The following is a 17,864-nucleotide window of genomic DNA, read 5'->3' on the forward strand; positions in this document are numbered from 1 at the left end:
GCTGATTTTGCGTACCGTGACCCGGGTGACATTCACCAGCCTTTCACCGGCCGTTGACCGATGGTCCGATTGAATTCCTTGTCGAAACCCTGGTCTACGCCGTCACCGTTATTCGAGGCTTGGCGGTGGTGAGGAGGACGCTGGCGGTGAGCGCGAAGGCCGCGACGAGGGAGATGACGATGATCGTCGCGTGGAGGAGGGCCAGGGCCGAAGCGGTGAGGACGGCGGTGAAAGCGGGGCGGATGATCGCGGCGGGGGAGCGGGAGGACAGGAGAGCGCCGAGCATCACGCCCGGGATCGCGCCCAGGACAAGAGATCCGGTGAGGGCGAGGCGGACATCGCCGAACAGCAGGTGCCCGAGGGTGGCGGCGGCGACGAGGGGGATCGCCTGCACGATGTCGGTGCCTACCAGCTGGTTGGGGCGCAGGGCGGGGTAGACGATCACCAGTGCGGCCATCATGACCGCGCCCGCGCCGACGGAGGTGAGTCCGACGAGCAGGCCGCCGAGGACTCCGATCAGGACCGTCGGGACAGGACGGGTCGTCAGCGGCAGGTCGTCGGTGGCGATCGGGCGCTGCCGACGGCGTTCGATCGCTTGGCGCACGAGGGTGAAGACGACGGACAGGGTCAGTCCGACCCCGATGGCGAATTTGAGATTGTTCTGCACGGCCGCGGCGTGGCCGAGCACGCCGACCAGGACCGCGCCGAGGAAGGCCGAAGGGACCGATCCGAGGGCGAGCAGCCCGGCCAGCCGCCAGTGGACTGTTCTGCGGCGCAGGTGAACCGGGACCGCGAACGGTTTCATGATGAGCGAGGCGAACAGGTCGTTGGAGATGGCGGCCAGCGGTGGGATGCCGAAGCCGAGGACCAGCACCGAGGTCAGCAGGGCGCCGCCGCCCATGCCGGTGAGGCCGACGAAGAATCCGATGACGAGCCCGACGGCGCCCAGGGTGGGGGAATGCATGAGTGTGTGCCTTCTGAGGGTGACGCGCGGCCGGTCTCGGTGCGCGGTGCGGAGAGTCGGGAAGGGGTGCCGGAGGGCTCACACGATGCGGTGGTGATGCGCATCAGGTCGATGTGCAGGCGGCGGATCAGCCTGATGCGGGCGGGAATGGACATGGGGTTCAGAGGATTTCGGTGCGCGTCAGGAACAGGGGACTGGTCCACGCCTGGTGGCCGTCGAATTGGCGGGCGCGAAGGTAGACGGCACTGTCGCGCGGCGGCACCGCGAGAGTCACGGCGCCGCGCACGCTGACCGGGAGCCCGGCCGGGTCGGCGATGCGTTCGATCCGGATCCGGAGATCGAGCCCGCCCATGGCGAGTTCCCGGTGGCCCGACCGGATCAGGTCGGCGCCGGTCAGCTCGAGTGTGCCGCGCCGATCGTCCTCGCGCACCGTCGTCTCCAGCTCGAAGTGGGCGTCGGCAAGCGCTCCGAGGGTCAGGACCACGCCGATATCCGTGCCGTAGGTCGTTGTGCGCCAGGTGATCTCGTTGTCGGTGTGAGCGATCTGCTGTTCGGGATGCAGGGCCGCCCAGGGCTCGGCGGCCGCGACGTCTGTGCCGGTGATCCGCAGTCGTCCGGTCCAGCCCGCCCAACGATACCGATCGCGATGGCGGGCCCCACCCCAGCGCACGCGAACGAGCGTGTCCGACAACCCGGTTTCGGCGTGCAGGTCGCGCCGCCAGACCTCACCGGTGGCGTCGAAGAGCCGTATCTCCTCCCACCCGATGGTGCCGTACACGGCGTACTCCGCATCGAGCTCCGTTGCGGCGGAGACGATATCGTCACCCATCCACCGATCGCCGAAGCGCAGCAGGGCGACGGCGCGGGCGCCGGTGGTGGCCCAGGTGCGCCGGGCGCGCAGGGTCCGGCCGACCTCGGCGGCGGTCAGCTCGGGTGCGAGCACGCCGGTGAGGCCGCCGGCCGACCCGAAGATGTTGGCGCCGGGCGCACCGCTGCCGGGCCGTCCGCGATGCTCGTCGCTGGCGGCGCTGGCACCCAGGCGCAGCCCGCGGGCGAGGGCGTCCTCGAGGAACCAGGGGCTCGAGCCCCAGGTGGAGTGGACCTCGATCAGCCGCTCCAATTCCGGGTAATGCCAGTCGAGGACGGCGCGCCGCCCGCCGACGTGCGGGATGAGCAGGTAGGAGTCGGGGTCCTTGTCGTAGGCCGCGTACAGCTCTGTGATGGGCCAGGTTTCGGGCACGGGGGTGGTGCTCGACATGTTCGCGTGCCAGGTGAGCGAGCGGGCGAGAGTGGTGTCCTCGCCGAGGAATACGACATTGTGGTCGCCGCCGACGCCCGCGGTGCCGCACCATTCCACCCCCGGATAACACACGAACCGGTCGTCCTCCCCGGCCCGGCGGCAGGCGGCGACCACCTCGTTCCAGGTTTCGTCGGTGATCTGGAAGTCATTGGCGGTGTAGCCGAGCACATCCAGCGCGCCGATCTCGCGTCCGTAGGCGAGATTCCATGCGGTGTCCTGGGTTCCGACGGTGTCGTCGGAATGCACGTGCAGGTCGGCGAAGAACGCGCGCGGCGCCGGTAGGCCGGCAATGGTATCCAGGTGGCATCGCACGGATTCGACTGCGCCGCCGTCGAATTCGGCCGCCACCAGGATCTCGTCGGTGTCGCCCGCGGGCGGCACCGTGAGGGTGGCGCGCGCCCAGCCCGTCGCAGGCGTGGTCGCGGTGGCGACGGTGCGGCCCGCGCGGGTCGCGTGCAGCCGGACGGGCAGGTCGCGGCAGGCATTGCCCCAGCGGTCCTGCAGATGCGCGTGCAGGTCGACCGCCCCGGCATCGGCGCGCACCAGCCGGGGGCCGTACACGATCAGGCGTTCGGGCGGGCCGGGCACGATAGCGAGATGGCAGGCCCCGGCGTGCGCCATGCGGGAGGTGCCGAGCGGGTCGACGAACAGATGGAAGGCGAAGGCATCCTCCACGAAGGTCTGCACCCGTGTGCCGGGACCACCGAAACGCCGGTCCCCGAGCCGGATTTCGATCACGTCACCGGGCCGCAGGTACCCGTCCACCACATGGACGAGGACGGACTTCTGGAAGGGCCGCTCGCCGCCCTTCACGTCGTAGCGCACGTCCAGGCGCTGTGCGGTGGCAGCGCTGTCGGGTGACGCGCCGCCGATCAGCGAGCGGTGTATCAGCCGCGCGCTCGCGTAGTCGCGTCCGGCGGGGTCGCCGACCTGTAGGTCCCAGTCCGAGTAGTACCGAAAGCAGAGCTTGAGCCATCCGCTGTCGGCGATCCCGGAGCTGCCGACGGTGTAGGTCAGCACCAGCTCTTCCGTCGCGCCCGCGGTCAGGGTGACGTGCGAACAGGTCAGCGTGCCCAGGAATGGCAGGGCCGCGATTTCTGCGGTAATGCGCTCGCGCACAGCGGGATCCGAGCAATCGTTGGCTCGCAGTCCGCCGTGCGGGCGCAGCGGCACCGGGGCCGTGGGGGAGAGGCGGAGATCGGGGTGCGCAGGCATGCCGATGATTCTGGGCCGCTCGAACTATCCAGTCCAAGGTATAAATATGATCGTATTCATCATCGAAAGTGATTGATCGGATGAACCTCCAGCAGTTGCGCTATGTGGTCGGAGTCGCCGAACTCGGCAGCTTCACCAAGGCGGCCGCCGATCTGTTCGTCGTGCAGTCGGCGCTGAGCCAGCAGGTGCGCAAACTCGAGGACCAGCTCGGGGTGCGGCTGTTCGCGCGCACCACCCGGTCGGTCGTCCTGACCCCGGAGGGTGAGGCGCTCCTGCCGCAGATCCGGCAGGTGCTCGCCGGAGTGGACCGGCTCCTCATCGACGCGCAAGCGCTGCACGGCGCCGTGCGTGGCCGGCTGACCGTAGGGCTGATGGAGGTGCCGCCGGAGCTGCTGGACGTCGCCGCGCTCATGGCGGCCTTCCACGCCCGCTATCCGGAGGTGAGCGTGACACTGCGCAGCGGTGGCAGCGACCTGCTGGTCGGTGCGGTGCGCGACCGGAAACTCGATGTCGCGATCGTGGGACTGGCCGTCGAATCGGCCATGGCGCACGTGGAATTCACCCCGCTGCTGAGCGAGCCGTTGGTCGCGGTGCTGCCGGTCGATCATCCGGCGTCGGCGGGTGCGTCGGTCTCCGTGCACGACCTGGCGGTCTGCCCGTTCATCGACTTCCCGCCCGGCTACGGCCTGCGCCACGAGACCGACCGCGGATTCACCAGTGTGACAAGGCATGTCGCGTTCGAGGTGACCCGAGTGGAGCAGGTGGTCCAGTTCGTCCGCCAGGGTCTGGGTGTGGCATTGCTGCCGGAGTCCGTCGCCCGGTCGCATGCCGACCGGGACGCGAGCCTGGCGCTGCGGCAGGTTTCCGACGCCGAACTGCGGCGGCAGGTCAACCTGGTGGCGCCCCGAGCTCCGGTCTCGGCCGCCTGCCAGGCATTCGTCAGGTGCGTGAGCGAATTCGTGCTCAGCGCCGTGCACTCGCGGTGATGCCCGGACATCAACCGAACCACTTCGCCTCACCGTGGTCCGAAACGGGTTCCTGGGCGGCCGCTTTCGAGTACTTTCGCAACATGTTCCAGTTTTGCCGGTGACTCGCGGCGAGACCTGTGTGGACAGAAGGGCTGGTCATGGCTGCGACGGACTACATCATCATCGGTTCCGGGAGCGCCGGTGCCATTATTGCCCGCAGGCTGGCCGATACCGGTGCCGCGGTCACGCTGATCGAGGCGGGCGGTCGTGACAACAGCCGGCTGGTGCGCAAGCCCGGCATGATCGGCCCGATGCACAGCGTGCCGCAGCTGAAGAAGCGGATCGACTGGGGCCACTACACCGTCGAGCAGAAGCATGCCCTGGGCCGCACCATTCCGCAGACGCACGGCAAGGTGGTCGGCGGTTCGAGCTCGGTGAACGGAATGGTGTTCGTGCGTGGCAACCGGCGAAACTTCGACGACTGGGCCGGCGAAGGCAATAGCGGCTGGTCGTATCGGGATGTGCTGCCGAGCTTCAAGAAACTCGAGTCGTTCGAGGACGGCGCGAGCCAGTTCCGCGGCGGCTCCGGTCCGATCAAGGTGATCCGGGCGCGCGATCTGACGGCCGCGTCCGAGTCGTTCATGCAGGCGCTGGCCGAAACCGCCGACCTGCCGCGCAACCCCGACTACAACGGCGCTGAACAGGAAGGCGTCTCGATCCTCCAGCAGAGCAACAGCAACGGTCTGCGCTACAGCACCTCGGTCGGGTACCTCGACGATCGCCCGAAAAACCTTACGGTGCTACCGAATACGCACGTGGTGCGGATAGTGACCGAGAACGGCCGGGCCACCGGTGTGGAGTACCGGACCGAGCAGGGCATCGAAGTGCTGCGGGCCGAGCGCGAGATCATCGTCAGCGCCGGCACATTCGGCTCCGCGCAGCTGCTCATGCTCTCGGGCATCGGACCGGCCGACCATCTCCGGGCGTTCGGCATCGACGTCGTCGCCGACCTCCCGGTGGGCGACAACCTGCACGACCACCTGTTCGTGCCGATGACCTTCGCCATGCCGAACGCCGTGCGCCGTTCGTCGCCTGGGTATTTCGCCCGGGCGTTTCTGCGGGAGTCGTTGCGCAACAACAGCACCTGGCTGGCGCGCAGCGTGTTCGAAGTCGTCGCGTTCCTGCGTACCCCGCATGCGGCCGGGGCGCCCGATCTGCAACTGCACGTGCTGCCGTGGGGCTATCCCGGCCCCAATCAGGATGCCCCGATCCGTCACACTCCCGATCCGCGCCGGTCACTGACCGTCCTGGTGACGATGATCTACCCGCAGAGCCGGGGCGCGCTGCGACTGGCGTCCGCCGACCCCACCGCGGCGCCCGCCATCGACCCCAACTATCTCGCCGAGCAGCGCGACCTGGACACGCTGGTGTACGGCATGGAGCTGACCCGAGAGGTCATGGCCGCCCAATCGATCAGTGGCGCGGTGGATACCGAGATCTCTCCGGGTCCGCGATACCCCGGCCGCACGGAGCTGGCCGCCGAAGTCCCCAACCGCGCAACCACCGTCTACCACCCCGTCGGCACCTGCCGCATGGGTGTGGACGAGCGCGCGGTCGTGGACCCGGCGCTTCGGGTGCGCGGAGTGGACGGACTGCGGGTCGCCGACGCGTCGATCATGCCGAGCATCGTCGGCGGGAACACCAACGCGGCCACCATGATGATCGGCGAACACGCCGCCTCGATCATCCTGGGCTGAGCGCTATCGACACCTGTTCCGTTAGTGCCGCGAGGCGTGCCTGATCCTCGGTCTCTACCAGGGCAGCGCGCCGGAGACATCGAAATAGCCTCCGGTGGGCCCGTTTTGGGGCACCTGGGCCATCCGCACGATGATCTCGGCACCCTCTTCGACGGTCTGCCTGCCCGCGTGGGCGTTGAGATCGGTCGCGGTGTATCCGGGCTCCACGGCGTTGATCCGAATGTCCGGGAACGCTTTCGCGTATTGCACGGTGATTCTGTTCAGCGCGGTTTTCGATGCGGGATAGGACAATCCGGGATAGGCGTAGGCATGGGTGCCCGGGGTGGTGCCGCGTGCCATCGAGGCCAGGGAGCTGCTGACATTGACGATGACCGGTGCGGTGGATTGCCGCAGCAGCGGCAGGAACGTGTGCACGACGCGCACGACGCCGAAAACATTGGTGTCGAATACCGTCCGCATCATCTCGGCGGTGACCTCCGCGAGGTCGACCGCACCATTGCCCTCGATATCGATGCCCGCGTTGTTGACCAGGACGTCGAGTCCGCCGTCCGCCTCGATGATCTTCGCCGCCGCGGCGACGGAAGCGTCGTCGGTGACATCCAGTTGGACGGAGCGTGCCCCGATTTCCGCCGCGGCGAGCCGCCCACGCTCGGCGTCGCGGCTGCCGACATACACCGTGTGCCCCGCCGCGACGAGCTGACGGGCGGTTTCGAAACCCAGCCCCTTGTTGGCGCCGGTAATGAGCGTTGTTGTCATGTCCTCAGATTCGCGCCGCCGGGCGGCATCAGCCAGTCGCCTGATCTTCCTGGGACTGTCGATACCAGGCTGGGACGGTCGATACCGAGCAGTACGCCGACGGTGGGCGGATCGGCGAACGGGCAGAATGAAGCCCATGGCCACAGCGGAATTCGGAGTAGCGGTGCGGCGCTGGCGCGATCAGGTATCGCCCGACGCCGTAGGGCTGTCGGCGAATGGCGCGCGCCGAGCGCCCGGCCTGCGGCGCGAGGAACTGGCGCTGCTGGCCGGTATTTCCGTCGACTACGTCACCCGGCTCGAACAGGGCCGGGCATCCAACCCCTCGCCCCAGGTGGTCGAGGCGCTGGCGCGGGCCTTGCGCTTATCGGCGGACGAGCGTGCGCACCTGTATCGGCTGGCAGGACTGGTACTGCCCGAGCCCGGAACCGTCCCGACCGCCATCCCGCCAGCCGTACAGCGCATGCTGGATCGGCTGGTCGGCATCCCGGTCGCCGTCTTCGACGCGTCCTGGACACTGTTGCAAGCGAATCCGGCATGCGCGGCACTGCTCGGCGATTCCACGACCTGGCAGGGCAACGAACGCAACCGGGTGTGGCGGCATTTCATCGGCCCCGGCTCCGTCGGCCGCTACGCACCGGACACCCTCGAATCCCTGGAAACCGCCCTGGTATCCGACCTGCGCGCCGCCGAGGCCCGCTACCCCGCCGACCAGCGCCTACGCCACCTCATCGCTGATCTGCGCACCTACAGCCCCCGCTTCGCCACACTCTGGGAGTCCGGCGCCGTCGCCGGCTACGACATCACGGTCAAGACCATCGACCACCCGACAGCGGGCGCCCTGACCCTGGACTGCGCCGTCCTCACGGTAGCGGGCTGCGACCTGCGAATCATGATCGACACCGCCGAGCCCGGCAGCGCAGACGCCGAACGCCTTTCCATGCTCACCGCCCTCGGAGCCCGAACAGCCATCGGCTGATCATTCGGGTCCGACGGCGTCGGACTACGTCACCCGAACTTGCCGATTCCGGGCACGACCTCGCTGTCCCACCTAGCGGAGAACGTTGCCGCGGGAGACCTGCGGCTCTCCGAGGACCAGTTCCGGCGGCTCTCGACCGCCGGGTGACGACTACGTCATGGTCGGCGTCAGCTGACAGATGTGGCGATGGGGGAGCGGAAACCAGAGTGGTAGCCGCACAACGTGCTTCACCTCGAAAGGACAATGACATGGTCGAGATTCGACGCCCCCGCATCGGACGCGCGGGCCGGGCGGTCGCGGCGGCGACGGCCGCGGTGGCGGCCGGTAGCCTCGCTGTCGCGTGCACCGCGAGCACCACCACGCATGCCGGGCCGACCGAGGACGCGCCGAAGCCGACGATCGTGCTGGTGCATGGCGCGTTCGCGGATGGTTCGAGCTGGAACGATGTCATCGACAAGCTTCGCAAGGACCGGTATCCGGTTGTCGCGGCGGCGAATCCGTTGCGTGGGCCCGCCGCCGACGCCGTCACCGTGCGGGGGTTGATCAGTCATGTCAACGGACCCGTTGTGCTGGTCGGGCATTCCTATGGCGGGTCGGTGATCAGCGCCGCCGCGGCGGGCAGTGATCGGGTCAAGGCGCTGGTGTATGTGGCGGCGTTTCTGCCCGCGCCCGGGGAGACCGCGCTGGAGTTGACCAACAAGTTCCCCGGCTCCACCCTGCCCGGCACGCTCGACCCGGTCGCGTTCACCAATCCCGACGGCAGCACCGGCACCGACCTGTACATCCAGCAGGCCAAGTTCCGCGACCAGTTCGCCGCCGATGTTCCTGCCGACCGCGCCGGGCTGGCCGCTGCGGCTCAGCGCCCGATCCTGCAGGCCGCGCTCGAGGAGAAGGCCACCGTGGCCGCGTGGACCGACAAGCCCAGCTGGGATGTGATCACCACCGAGGACCTCAACATTCCCGTTGCGGCGCAGCGGTTCATGGCCGAGCGGGCGCACGCGCGGGTCACCGAGATCGCGGCCTCGCACTCGGTCGCCGTCTCGCATCCCGATCGGGTGGCCGAGGTGATCGAGCAGGCCGCCGAGAATTCCGCCCACTGATCAGCAGCGAAAGACATTCGAGGAGAACACCGATCATGGATATGAAACTGGAAGTCGTCGTGCTGCCCGTCGCCGATGTCGAGCGCGCGAAGGCGTTCTACGTCGAGCGGCTCGGCTTTGGTCTCGATGCCGATTTCCCTGTGGACGATGGTTATCGCGTCGTGCAGGTTACCCCGCCCGGGTCGGAATGCTCGATCATCTTCGGCACCGGGGTCACCTCGGCCGTGCCCGGATCGGTGCGGGGTCTGCATCTGGTCGTCACCGATATCGAGGAGGCGGTCGCGGAGTTGACCGAACGCGGGGTCGCGGTGGATGGACCGTTCCGTGACGCGACCGGTGTGTTCCACCATGGCGGAACCGGAAGCCGGGTTCCGGGAGCCGATCCACAGCGGCGCAGCTACGGTTCGTTCGCCGCGTTCACAGATCCGGACGGCAATGATTGGTTCCTGCAGGAAATCACGCAGCGCGCACACGGCCGCTGACTCGGTCATCGAAGGGAACCTCATGTCCGACAAGGAAGTTCGTACCTGTGACGTCGTGGTCATCGGGGCCGGTCCGGTGGGTGAGAATGTCGCCGACCGTACCCGCGCTGCCGGGTTGAGTACCGTGATCGTCGAATCCGAACTGGTGGGCGGTGAATGCTCGTACTGGGCATGCGAACCCAGCAAGGCGCTGCTGCGCCCCGCGCTGCTCTACCGCGAGGCCGCCCGCTTCCCCGGTGTCGGGGAGGCGGTCACCGGGCCGCTCGACGCCGCCGCGGTGCTGAAGCATCGCGACCGGATGGTGGCCGACTGGGACGACCGGGGCCAGGTCGACTGGCTCGCCTCGGTCGATGTCGAACTCATCCGCGGCCACGGCCGGCTCGAGGGACCCCGGCGGGTGACGGTCGAGACGCCCGAGGGCGAGACCGTGCGGCTCGCCGCCAGGTATGCGGTGGCCGTGTGCACCGGCACCTCCGCCGCCCTGCCACCACTGCCGGGCCTGGATGCCGTGCGGCCGTGGACGAGTCGCGAAGCCACCAGCGCCCGGGAGGTGCCGGACCGGCTCGCGATTCTCGGGGCCGGCGTGGTCGCCACCGAAATGGCCGCGGCCTGGCAGGCTTTGGGCGCGCAGGTCACCCTCATCGCCCGCGAGTCCCGGCTGTTGGGCAGAGTCGAAGCCTTCGCCGCGGACCTGGTCGCCGAGCGGCTCCGGGAAGCCGGAGTGGATCTGCGGTTCGGTACCACCATCACCGCCGCCGAACGGGCGGGTGGACCCGACGACAGCATCCACCTGACCCTCGCCGACGGCACCCGGCTGGTCGCCGACGAACTCTTGCTCGCGACCGGACGCGCACCTCGCACCGACGACCTCGGTCTCGACACGGTCGGCCTGGCATCCGGTCAGTGGCTCGCCACCGACGACACCTTCACGGTGACCGCGGTCGAGGGGCAGTGGTTGTACGCGGTGGGGGACGTGAATCACCGTGCGCTGCTCACCCATCAGGGCAAGTACCAGGCGCGCATCGCCGGGACGGTCATCGCCGCCCGGGCACGTGGGCTGGCGCTGGACACCGGACGGTGGGGCCGCCACGCCGGGACTGCCGACCTCGAGGCGGTGCCGCAGGTGGTATTCACCGATCCGGAGATCGCGGCGGTGGGTCTCACCACCGACGACGCCGCGCGCGCCGGGCGCGACGTGGACGTCGTCGACTACGACATCGGCCGCGTCGCCGGTGCGATCCAGCACGATCCCGGCTATCGCGGCCGGGCCAGGGTCCTGATCGACCCCGATCGCCGGGTCATCGTCGGCGCGACCTTCGCCGGGCCGGGCGTCGCCGAACTGCTGCACTCGGCCACCATCGCCATCGTCGGCGAGGTCCCCCTCGACCGCCTCTGGCACGCGGTGCCGTCCTTCCCCACCATCAGCGAAGTCTGGCTCCGGCTGCTGGAAACCTATCGCGACCAACAGAATTCGCTCGACTCAGGAGAAACCAGATGATCACCTACGATCGGCTCTACGTCGGCGGTTCGTGGACCGAACCCAGCGAACCCGCACTGCTGGAGATCCTCTCGCCGCACGATCGATCGGTCATCGGCCGTGCGGCGCAGGCGCAACCCGCCGATGTGGACCGCGCGGTGGCGGCGGCGCACGCGGCCTTCGAGAGCCGCGTCTGGCGCGACACCCTGCCCGCCGAGCGAATCGCGGCGCTGCGACAGTTCAACAAGCTGCGCGAGGAGCAGGCGGACCGGATCGCCGAGCTGATCACCGCCGAAAACGGTTCCGCCGCATGGTTCACCAAGGCCGGCCAGGCCGGTCTGACCCGGCAGGCGAATGCCTACCTCGCGGCCGCCGAGCATTTCGACTGGGAGCACACCCTCACACCGTCGGACCCGGATGCCGGTGTGCGCAGCGTGGTCCGGCGCGAACCGGTAGGCGTGGTGGCGGCGGTGATCCCGTGGAATTCGCCTTTCTCCTCGGCGACGTCGAAGATCCTGCCCGCCCTGCTCGCCGGAAATTCGGTGGTGCTGAAGGTGTCTCCGGAGAACTCACTGAGCATGGGTCTGCTGGCCGAGCTGGTGGATCGAATCGGCTTGCCGGAAGGCGTGATCAGCGTGCTGCCCGCGGATCGGGAAACGAGCGAGTACCTGATCTCCCATCCGCGCGTGGACAAGATCGCGTTCACCGGCTCGACCGGGGCCGGTCGCCGGATCGCGTCCATCGCCGGCACCCAGCTCAAACGGGTGAGTCTCGAACTCGGCGGCAAATCGGCGGCGGTGATCCTGCCCGATGCGGATCTGACGGCGGTGATGAACGGCCTGAAATTCGGTTCGCTGCTGAACAACGGAGAGTCCTGTATCGCCCAGACGCGGATTCTCGCCCCGCGCACCCGCTACGAGGAGGTGGTCGCGGCGCTGACTGTGCTGGTCGAGTCCCTGCCGGTCGGTGATCCGCGCGACCCGGAAACCTTCATCGGGCCGATGGTTCGCGGCGATCAGCAACAGCGGGTCCGCGACTACATCGAGGTCGGTATTGCCGAAGGCGCGCGCCTGGTGTGCGGCGGCCCGCAGGTCCCACCCGGACTGCGGGACGGCTTCTATGTCACCCCAACTGTTTTCGCCGACGTGACACCGGCCATGCGCATCGCCCGTGAGGAAATCTTCGGCCCGGTCCTGGTCGTGCTCGCCTACGACGATATCGACGACGCGGTGCGCACCGCCAACGACTCCGATTACGGACTCTCCGGCGGCGTCTGGTCGGCGGACGAGGCCGCGGCGCTGGCCGTTGCCCGCCGCATCCGGACCGGCACGGTCACCATCAACGGTGCGCCGATCGGATTCGATGGCCCATTCGGCGGATTCAAGACCAGCGGCATCGGCCGCGAGTACGGCGCCGTCGGTTTGGGCCAGTACACCGAATACCAGACGATCACCGTCTGACGCCCCTGGTGAGGCGGCCGTGCGTTCGATCGAGTCCGGCGAGACCGGACGACGAACCGCCGGGCCCAGCGGTGGCGCCCGGGCCCGGCGGTTGACGGAATGTCAGAGGTGGTCGGCGTCGATGATCGCCTGTGCGAACGGGTGCGGCGCCTCTTGCGGGACGTTGTGCCCGATGCCGTCGAGGACGCGGTGCTCATGTTTGCCGGTGTACTTGGCGGCGTAGGGCTTTCCGTCCTTGGCCGCGCCGTCGAAGTCGCTGCCGATGGTGATGGCGGGCACGGTGATGGCCGGTCCGGTGGCGAGCTGCTGTTCGTAGGCGTCGTATTGCGGCTCGCCCGGCGCCAGGCTCAAGCGCCACCGGTAGTTGGTGATGACGATGTCGACGTGGTCGGGATTGTCGAAGGCGGCCGCGGTGCGGTCGTAGGTGGCGTCGTCGAAGTTCCAGGCCGGGGACGCGCGTTTCCAGATCAGCTTGTTGAAGTCGTGCCGATTGCGGGTGTAGCCGAGGCGGCCGCGTTCGGTGGCGAAGTAGTACTGGTACCACCAGCCGAGTTCGGCCTCGGGCGGCAGCGGCTGCTGCTGGGCCGCCTGCTGCGTGACGATGTATCCGCTCACCGCGACCATCGCCTTGACGCGCTGCGGCCACAGCGCGGCGATGATGTCGACCGTGCGTGCGCCCCAATCGAATCCGCCGAGCACGGCCTGGTCGATGTGCAGGGCGTCCATGAAGTCGACGATGTCGCGCGCGATCGCCGACTGCTGGCCGTTGCGGACGGTCTGCGCGGACCGGAAGGTGGTCGGGCCGTAGCCGCGCAGGAACGGGACCAGCACCCGGTATCCGGCCGCGGCCAGCAGCGGCCCGACATCGGCGTAGCTGTAGGCGTCGTAGGGCCAGCCGTGCAGCAGGATCACGGGCTGCCCGGTGCTGGGCCCGAATTCGGCGTAGCCGACGCTGAGGACGCCGGCGTCGATCTGCTTGATCGGACCGAGTGTAGTGTGCTCACCGGACCCCTTCCGCAAATCCGTGCCGGGAACCGGGGTCGTGGTCGCGGGCGTCGCGGCCGAATCGGTGCCGCAGGCGCTCAGCGAGGCCGCGGTCAGGCTCGCCGCGCCCGCGACGAGCGCACCACCGAAAAGTCGTCGTCTGCTGATGTTCATGTCATCAGACGCTAGGAAGCGGGCGACCCTCGTCGCGAGCGTCGGATGACGTAATCGGTGTCGGTTGGGCTACCGCGCCGGCTCATCCTCGGTCGGCAGCAGCGTCGCGAGGTCACCGCGCGAACTGATCCCGAGCTTCGGGAAGATGCGATGCAGGTGGGTGCTGACCGTCCGGTGCGACAGGTACAGCCGCTGTCCGATCTCCCGATTGGTCAGTCCCTGCGCCGCCAGCTGCGCGATGCTGAGCTCGTGCGGGGTCAGCCGCTCGCGGGCATCCGGATCGCGGTTCGGGCTCGATTCGCCCGCACTGCGCAGTTCCAGGCGGGCCCGCTCGCTCCACGCCGTGAAGCCGAGGGCGTCGAAAGTCTCTCGGGCCGTGCGCAAATGGGTGCGGGACTCCACCACCCGCCGCTGCCGCCGCAGCCACTCGCCATAGGCGAGATGGAGGCGGCCCCGTTCGGCGGGCCACCCGGTGAGATCCGCCTCCAGCGCGGCGGCGAACAGCTTGCCGGCCGAATCACCGGCGAGAACCGCTCGGGCGTACCGCATTCCGATGTGCAGGGCGGGCGACGACGTGGACGCCGCCACCGGTTCCAGCCCGCGCAGCAGCTCCGCCGCAGCGTCGGTCTGCCCGGCCCGGACCGCGGCCTCGGCGAGCTCGGTGAGGAAACACGCGCGCAGGGCCGGCGAATACGATGGATCGCGTGGGTCGTGGATGCGGGCCAGATCGGTGAAGGCGTCGTCGAATCGGCCCTCACCGAGCGCGATCAGCCCCCGGGTGAGCTGCACGGTGGCCAGCACGGGCCGTGCGCCGGCGGCCAGTCCGGTCCGTTCGGCGTCCGCCGTGAGCTCGGCGGCCTGCGGATACTCCCCACGCAGAGCAGCGATTTCGGCCTGTACCGCGACGACCACCGCATGCATGAAGGGCGCGCCGGTCTCGCGGGCGAAGGCCGCGGCCTCGGCCGCGATGGGCGCGGCGGCGGCGAGGTCGCCGAGCCGGGCCAGGCTCCAGGCCTGGATCGCGAGAGCCCGGGTCAGCAGCCCCAGGCGTCCGGCGGAACGGAATCCGGGTGCGGCGGCGCCGGCGAACTGCGCCGCGAGGTCGAAAGCGCCGACCTGGTATGCCGCGCTACTGAGGAAGTGATCGACCTCCGGATCGCGGCCCGTGGTCGCGGCCAGCGCCCGCAGGTGGCGCAGCACCTGTTCGCCGCGGTCGAACGGGGCCACGATCGAGTCGATCGCCAGCTTGCGCGGGTCACCGTCGGGAATGCCGAAGGTGTCGGCGACCGCGAGGACCGCGCGCCGGGTCTCGGGCCCGGGTTCGGACCAGAAGCACCGCATGGCCGCACCCCACAGGATCCGCAGCGCGGGATCCGGATACCCGTCGTCAGCGACGGAGGCCGCGAGTGTGGCCAGTTCGCCTATGCGCGAGGGACTTTCGCGCATTCCATCCTCGAATCCGCTCAGCAGCCACTTCGCGGTGGCCTCCTGCGCGGAGGTGAGGGGGAGAGTGCGCGCCGTGTCGACCAGCCGTTCGACCGTGTCGGGGTGACCGGAGTCGACGGCCAGTTCGGCCGCACGCAGCAGGCGATCCGCGCGCCGACCGGGGGTGGCGCTGAGCGCGGCGGCACGCTCCAGTGCCGCGACCGCGCCGCCGCGGTGCCGGGACCGTTCGGCGGCGACCTCGAGCGCCGCCGCCACCTCCTCATCGGCTCCGGCGGTGCCCGCCGCCCGATGCCACACCTGGCGATCCGGAGACCCGGTGAGCAGGTCAGCGAGCGCCAGGTGGGCGCGGCGGCGCTCCTCGGCCGTCGCCGCCGCCACGAGGGCCGAGCGGACCAGCGGATGGCGGAAGGTCACCGTGCCGGAACCGATGTCGATCAACCGGGCCGCGACCGCGGGGGCGAGAATGTCGGTCCCCACCTCGGATCCGAGGAGAATCCCCGCGGCAGCGAGTGTTTCGGTGACCGAATCGCCGTCGTCGAGCGCCGCGACGAGCAAGGTCGATCGAGTGCGCTCGGGCAGTGTCGCACTACGCGCCGAGAACGCTCGTTCGAGGCGCTCGGTCAAGGGGAGGGTCGGTGCCGGTTCGGCGAGATCGCCGGCGGCCGTGGGCAGTTCGGTCAGGGCGAGCGGGTTGCCGTGCGCCTCGACGAGCACCCGGCGGCGGACCCGGGCGGACAGCTCCGGCGCGGTGCTGTCGAGCACCGCGTTCGCGTCCTCATCGGACAGCGGGCCGAGCCGCACGGCGGTCAGCTCGGCCTCGCGCAGCGGTGAATTCGTGCCGTCGCGCACGGTCGCGACCATGGCAACCGGTTCGGAGTCGATACGGCGCGCGACGAAGGCGAGGACCTCGGCGCTGGCGGGGTCGAGCCAGTGCACGTCCTCGGCGACGACCAGCAGCGGCCGTTCGACCGCCAGATCGGCCAGCAGCGTCAGGGCGGCGAGGCCCACCAGGTGCGGGCTCGGCTCACCGACGGCATCCGACATGCCCAACGCGGTCGTCAGCGACTCGAACTGGCGCGCCGGCAGGGTATCGAACGCGCGGCGCAGCGGGTACAGCAGCCGGTGCAGGCCGGCGTAGTCGAGGCCGTGTTCGGCTTCCACACCCGCGGTCCGCAGCACCCGCAGCCCCGCGGCGGCCGCCATGGCGACCGTCTCCTCGACGAGCGACGACTTGCCGATCCCGGGTTCCCCCTCGATCAGGATGCCGCTCCGGTCGCCGGGGCCGTCCACGAGTGCGGCCAGGACCTTCAGCTCGGTGTCTCGTCCGACCATCGGCATGGGTGGTGCTCTCCTCCCGGACCCGTGACGTCGTACGGGACCGGCCGCGACCTTACCGAAACAGGATTACGTCACCTCAACGTCAACTGACAGATTCGCCCGCCCGCCCGCGGCGGCGAAGGTTCTTCCATGGCTACGGTACGTTTTCATCTCCTGTCCACACTGACTCCCGCCGAGGTCGTGCGGGTGCTCACCGACTTCGGACCCACCCGCACCGAGGTGTGGCCGAGCATCGACGCCGAGCATTTCGTCGTCCACGACCGCGGCGAGACCTGGGCCGAGGTCACCGAAGGCACGGCCGCCGCCTGGGAACGCGCCCGCTACCAGTGGGATCCGGACGGCGACACCGTCACCGTCACCACCCTGGACTCCAAGCTCTTCGGCGCGGGCGGCGGCTGGGTCTTCCGGGCCACGCCGGAATCGGGCGGCACCCGGGTCGATGTCGAACTGACCCGGACTTCGCAGGCCTTCAAGGGCAAGCTGCTGGCGGCGCTGCTGCCGCTGGTCGGCCCGTCCTCGCTGCGCAAGTCGTTCGCCGGCCCGCTGCGGGCAGCGTGATGTCCGCGCCGCACTCGATCCGCGGCACCGGCCGACTCGCACCCGGCGTCCACACCGTCGATTCAGACGGCATCACCCAGCGGTATCACGTGTACGGGAGTGGGCCCGTCTGCGTCGCCCACCCCGGCGGCCCCGGGATCTTCTGGGAGTACCTGCGCATGCCCGCGCTCGAGGAACACCTGACCATGGTGTACGTCGAGGCGCTCGGCACCGGCGAATCCGGCAGCCTGCCCACCCATCCGCACGGCTACACCCGCGAGCGGTACAGCCTTGCGCTGCAACGGCTGATCGACCACCTGGACGTGCCCGAGGTGTATCTGCTCGGGCACTCGCACGGGGCGTTCGTCGCCGCGTACCACGCACTGCACCGGCCGGACGGGGTCGCGGGTGTCGTGCTGTACGAGGGCGCACCGGTCACCGGGACCGAACACGGGGCCGAGGCCGGACGCCGCCTCCAGGAGTTCGCCGCCGTGCACGCGGACCGGCCGGAACTGCAGGAGGTGCTCGCGGCCTTCGAAGCGATGCAGGCCATTTCGAGCGACGAACAGACCCTCGCGGTCGCGCGCGGCATCCTGCCGTCGTATTTCGCCGACTACTGGGCCGACGAACAGCGGTGGACCGCCTTCCGGAGAGGACTGCGGGCCACCTACATCTCGGGACTGGACGCGGACCTGACTCCCGATCTCGTCGACGACCGCGCCGATCTACCGAACCTGACCGTCCCCGCCCTGGTCATCGTGGGCCGCCACGATGTCATCTGCGGACCGCGCTGGGGACTGGAACTGCACGAACTGATCCCCAATTCGCGACTGGTCGTCCTGGAACACAGCGGGCACATGGGGCATCTGGAGGAACCCCAGCGGTTCGAACACGCGGTCCGGGAATTCGTCTTCTCACCCAAGGAGTGAT

14 protein-coding genes are annotated in these 17,864 nt (G+C 69.4%); 9 read left to right on the forward strand and 5 right to left on the reverse strand.

Annotated features, from left to right (window positions below; all coding sequences use genetic code 11):
* Positions 1-94: 94 nt before the first annotated feature.
* Positions 95-964, reverse strand: coding sequence for a sulfite exporter TauE/SafE family protein (locus ACIRRA_RS03595; protein WP_402762568.1), 870 nt, complete (start codon positions 962-964; stop codon positions 95-97).
* 160 nt (positions 965-1,124) lie between these two features.
* Positions 1,125-3,479: a hypothetical protein gene (locus ACIRRA_RS03600; protein WP_402762571.1), complete on the reverse strand. Its 2,355-nt coding sequence runs from the start codon at positions 3,477-3,479 to the stop codon at positions 1,125-1,127.
* A gap of 80 nt (positions 3,480-3,559) precedes the next feature.
* Here ACIRRA_RS03600 and ACIRRA_RS03605 point away from each other — a divergent pair, with 80 nt between their 5' ends.
* Both ACIRRA_RS03605 and ACIRRA_RS03610 read left to right on the forward strand, forming a co-directional pair.
* The gene (locus tag ACIRRA_RS03605; RefSeq protein WP_402762574.1) at positions 3,560-4,465 is read left to right on the forward strand and encodes a LysR family transcriptional regulator; all 906 of its coding nucleotides are present in this window, start codon (positions 3,560-3,562) and stop codon (positions 4,463-4,465) included.
* A gap of 140 nt (positions 4,466-4,605) precedes the next feature.
* Complete coding sequence (locus tag ACIRRA_RS03610) at positions 4,606-6,204, forward strand: GMC family oxidoreductase (RefSeq protein ID WP_402762577.1); 1,599 nt, start codon at positions 4,606-4,608, stop codon at positions 6,202-6,204.
* Positions 6,205-6,258: 54 nt separating this feature from the next.
* Here the strand turns inward: ACIRRA_RS03610 and ACIRRA_RS03615 are convergent, their stop codons facing one another.
* Positions 6,259-6,960: an SDR family NAD(P)-dependent oxidoreductase gene (locus ACIRRA_RS03615; protein WP_402762579.1), complete on the reverse strand. Its 702-nt coding sequence runs from the start codon at positions 6,958-6,960 to the stop codon at positions 6,259-6,261.
* Positions 6,961-7,096: 136 nt separating this feature from the next.
* Between ACIRRA_RS03615 and ACIRRA_RS03620 the strand changes: the two genes are divergently transcribed.
* The 5 genes from ACIRRA_RS03620 (at position 7,097) to ACIRRA_RS03640 (ending at position 12,455) form a co-directional block, all read left to right on the forward strand.
* Positions 7,097-7,936, forward strand: a complete 840-nt coding sequence (locus ACIRRA_RS03620; RefSeq protein WP_402762582.1) for a helix-turn-helix transcriptional regulator — start codon at positions 7,097-7,099, stop codon at positions 7,934-7,936.
* A gap of 248 nt (positions 7,937-8,184) precedes the next feature.
* Complete coding sequence (locus tag ACIRRA_RS03625) at positions 8,185-9,036, forward strand: alpha/beta fold hydrolase (protein WP_402762585.1); 852 nt, start codon at positions 8,185-8,187, stop codon at positions 9,034-9,036.
* Between the two features lie 35 nt (positions 9,037-9,071).
* Entirely contained in the window at positions 9,072-9,518 is a 447-nt protein-coding gene (locus ACIRRA_RS03630; protein ID WP_402762587.1) for a VOC family protein, read from the forward strand.
* Positions 9,519-9,540: 22 nt separating this feature from the next.
* Positions 9,541-11,016 (forward strand): dihydrolipoyl dehydrogenase family protein, encoded by a 1,476-nt coding sequence (locus ACIRRA_RS03635; RefSeq protein ID WP_402762590.1) that lies wholly within the window; start codon positions 9,541-9,543, stop codon positions 11,014-11,016.
* Positions 11,013-12,455 (forward strand): aldehyde dehydrogenase, encoded by a 1,443-nt coding sequence (locus ACIRRA_RS03640; RefSeq protein ID WP_402762593.1) that lies wholly within the window; start codon positions 11,013-11,015, stop codon positions 12,453-12,455. The genes ACIRRA_RS03635 and ACIRRA_RS03640 overlap by 4 nt, the downstream gene beginning before the upstream one ends.
* Positions 12,456-12,557: 102 nt before the next feature.
* On the opposite strand, the gene ACIRRA_RS03645 is transcribed toward ACIRRA_RS03640, so the two are convergent.
* Together ACIRRA_RS03645 and ACIRRA_RS03650 are read right to left on the reverse strand one after the other, a co-directional pair.
* Entirely contained in the window at positions 12,558-13,613 is a 1,056-nt protein-coding gene (locus ACIRRA_RS03645) for an alpha/beta fold hydrolase (protein WP_402762596.1), read from the reverse strand.
* A 69-nt stretch (positions 13,614-13,682) separates the two neighbouring features.
* Positions 13,683-16,397, reverse strand: a complete 2,715-nt coding sequence (locus ACIRRA_RS03650) for an ATP-binding protein (RefSeq protein ID WP_402762599.1) — start codon at positions 16,395-16,397, stop codon at positions 13,683-13,685.
* A 129-nt stretch (positions 16,398-16,526) separates the two neighbouring features.
* Between ACIRRA_RS03650 and ACIRRA_RS03655 the strand changes: the two genes are divergently transcribed.
* Positions 16,527-16,955, forward strand: a complete 429-nt coding sequence (locus ACIRRA_RS03655; RefSeq protein WP_402762602.1) for a hypothetical protein — start codon at positions 16,527-16,529, stop codon at positions 16,953-16,955.
* Entirely contained in the window at positions 16,955-17,863 is a 909-nt protein-coding gene (locus ACIRRA_RS03660; RefSeq protein ID WP_402762604.1) for an alpha/beta fold hydrolase, read from the forward strand. Before ACIRRA_RS03655 ends, ACIRRA_RS03660 begins: the two co-directional genes overlap by 1 nt.
* Position 17,864: the final 1 nt, after the last annotated feature.

It is taken from the genome of Nocardia sp. NPDC101769 (assembly GCF_044766925.1).
GTDB lineage: Bacteria > Actinomycetota > Actinomycetes > Mycobacteriales > Mycobacteriaceae > Nocardia.

Bases quoted from the DNA above. Each gene is read 5' to 3' on its own strand.
- ACIRRA_RS03650 (WP_402762599.1), bottom strand. From the start codon at position 16,397: ATGCCGATGGTCGGACGAGACACCGAGCTGAAGGTCCTGGCCGCACTC.
- ACIRRA_RS03600 (WP_402762571.1), bottom strand. From the start codon at position 3,479: ATGCCTGCGCACCCCGATCTCCGCCTCTCCCCCACGGCCCCGGTGCCG.
- ACIRRA_RS03595 (WP_402762568.1), bottom strand. From the start codon at position 964: ATGCATTCCCCCACCCTGGGCGCCGTCGGGCTCGTCATCGGATTCTTC.
- ACIRRA_RS03625 (WP_402762585.1), top strand. From the start codon at position 8,185: ATGGTCGAGATTCGACGCCCCCGCATCGGACGCGCGGGCCGGGCGGTC.
- ACIRRA_RS03645 (WP_402762596.1), bottom strand. From the start codon at position 13,613: ATGAACATCAGCAGACGACGACTTTTCGGTGGTGCGCTCGTCGCGGGC.
- ACIRRA_RS03655 (WP_402762602.1), top strand. From the start codon at position 16,527: ATGGCTACGGTACGTTTTCATCTCCTGTCCACACTGACTCCCGCCGAG.
- ACIRRA_RS03635 (WP_402762590.1), top strand. From the start codon at position 9,541: ATGTCCGACAAGGAAGTTCGTACCTGTGACGTCGTGGTCATCGGGGCC.
- ACIRRA_RS03605 (WP_402762574.1), top strand. From the start codon at position 3,560: ATGAACCTCCAGCAGTTGCGCTATGTGGTCGGAGTCGCCGAACTCGGC.
- ACIRRA_RS03615 (WP_402762579.1), bottom strand. From the start codon at position 6,960: ATGACAACAACGCTCATTACCGGCGCCAACAAGGGGCTGGGTTTCGAA.
- ACIRRA_RS03630 (WP_402762587.1), top strand. From the start codon at position 9,072: ATGGATATGAAACTGGAAGTCGTCGTGCTGCCCGTCGCCGATGTCGAG.
- ACIRRA_RS03610 (WP_402762577.1), top strand. From the start codon at position 4,606: ATGGCTGCGACGGACTACATCATCATCGGTTCCGGGAGCGCCGGTGCC.
- ACIRRA_RS03660 (WP_402762604.1), top strand. From the start codon at position 16,955: ATGTCCGCGCCGCACTCGATCCGCGGCACCGGCCGACTCGCACCCGGC.
- ACIRRA_RS03640 (WP_402762593.1), top strand. From the start codon at position 11,013: ATGATCACCTACGATCGGCTCTACGTCGGCGGTTCGTGGACCGAACCC.
- ACIRRA_RS03620 (WP_402762582.1), top strand. From the start codon at position 7,097: ATGGCCACAGCGGAATTCGGAGTAGCGGTGCGGCGCTGGCGCGATCAG.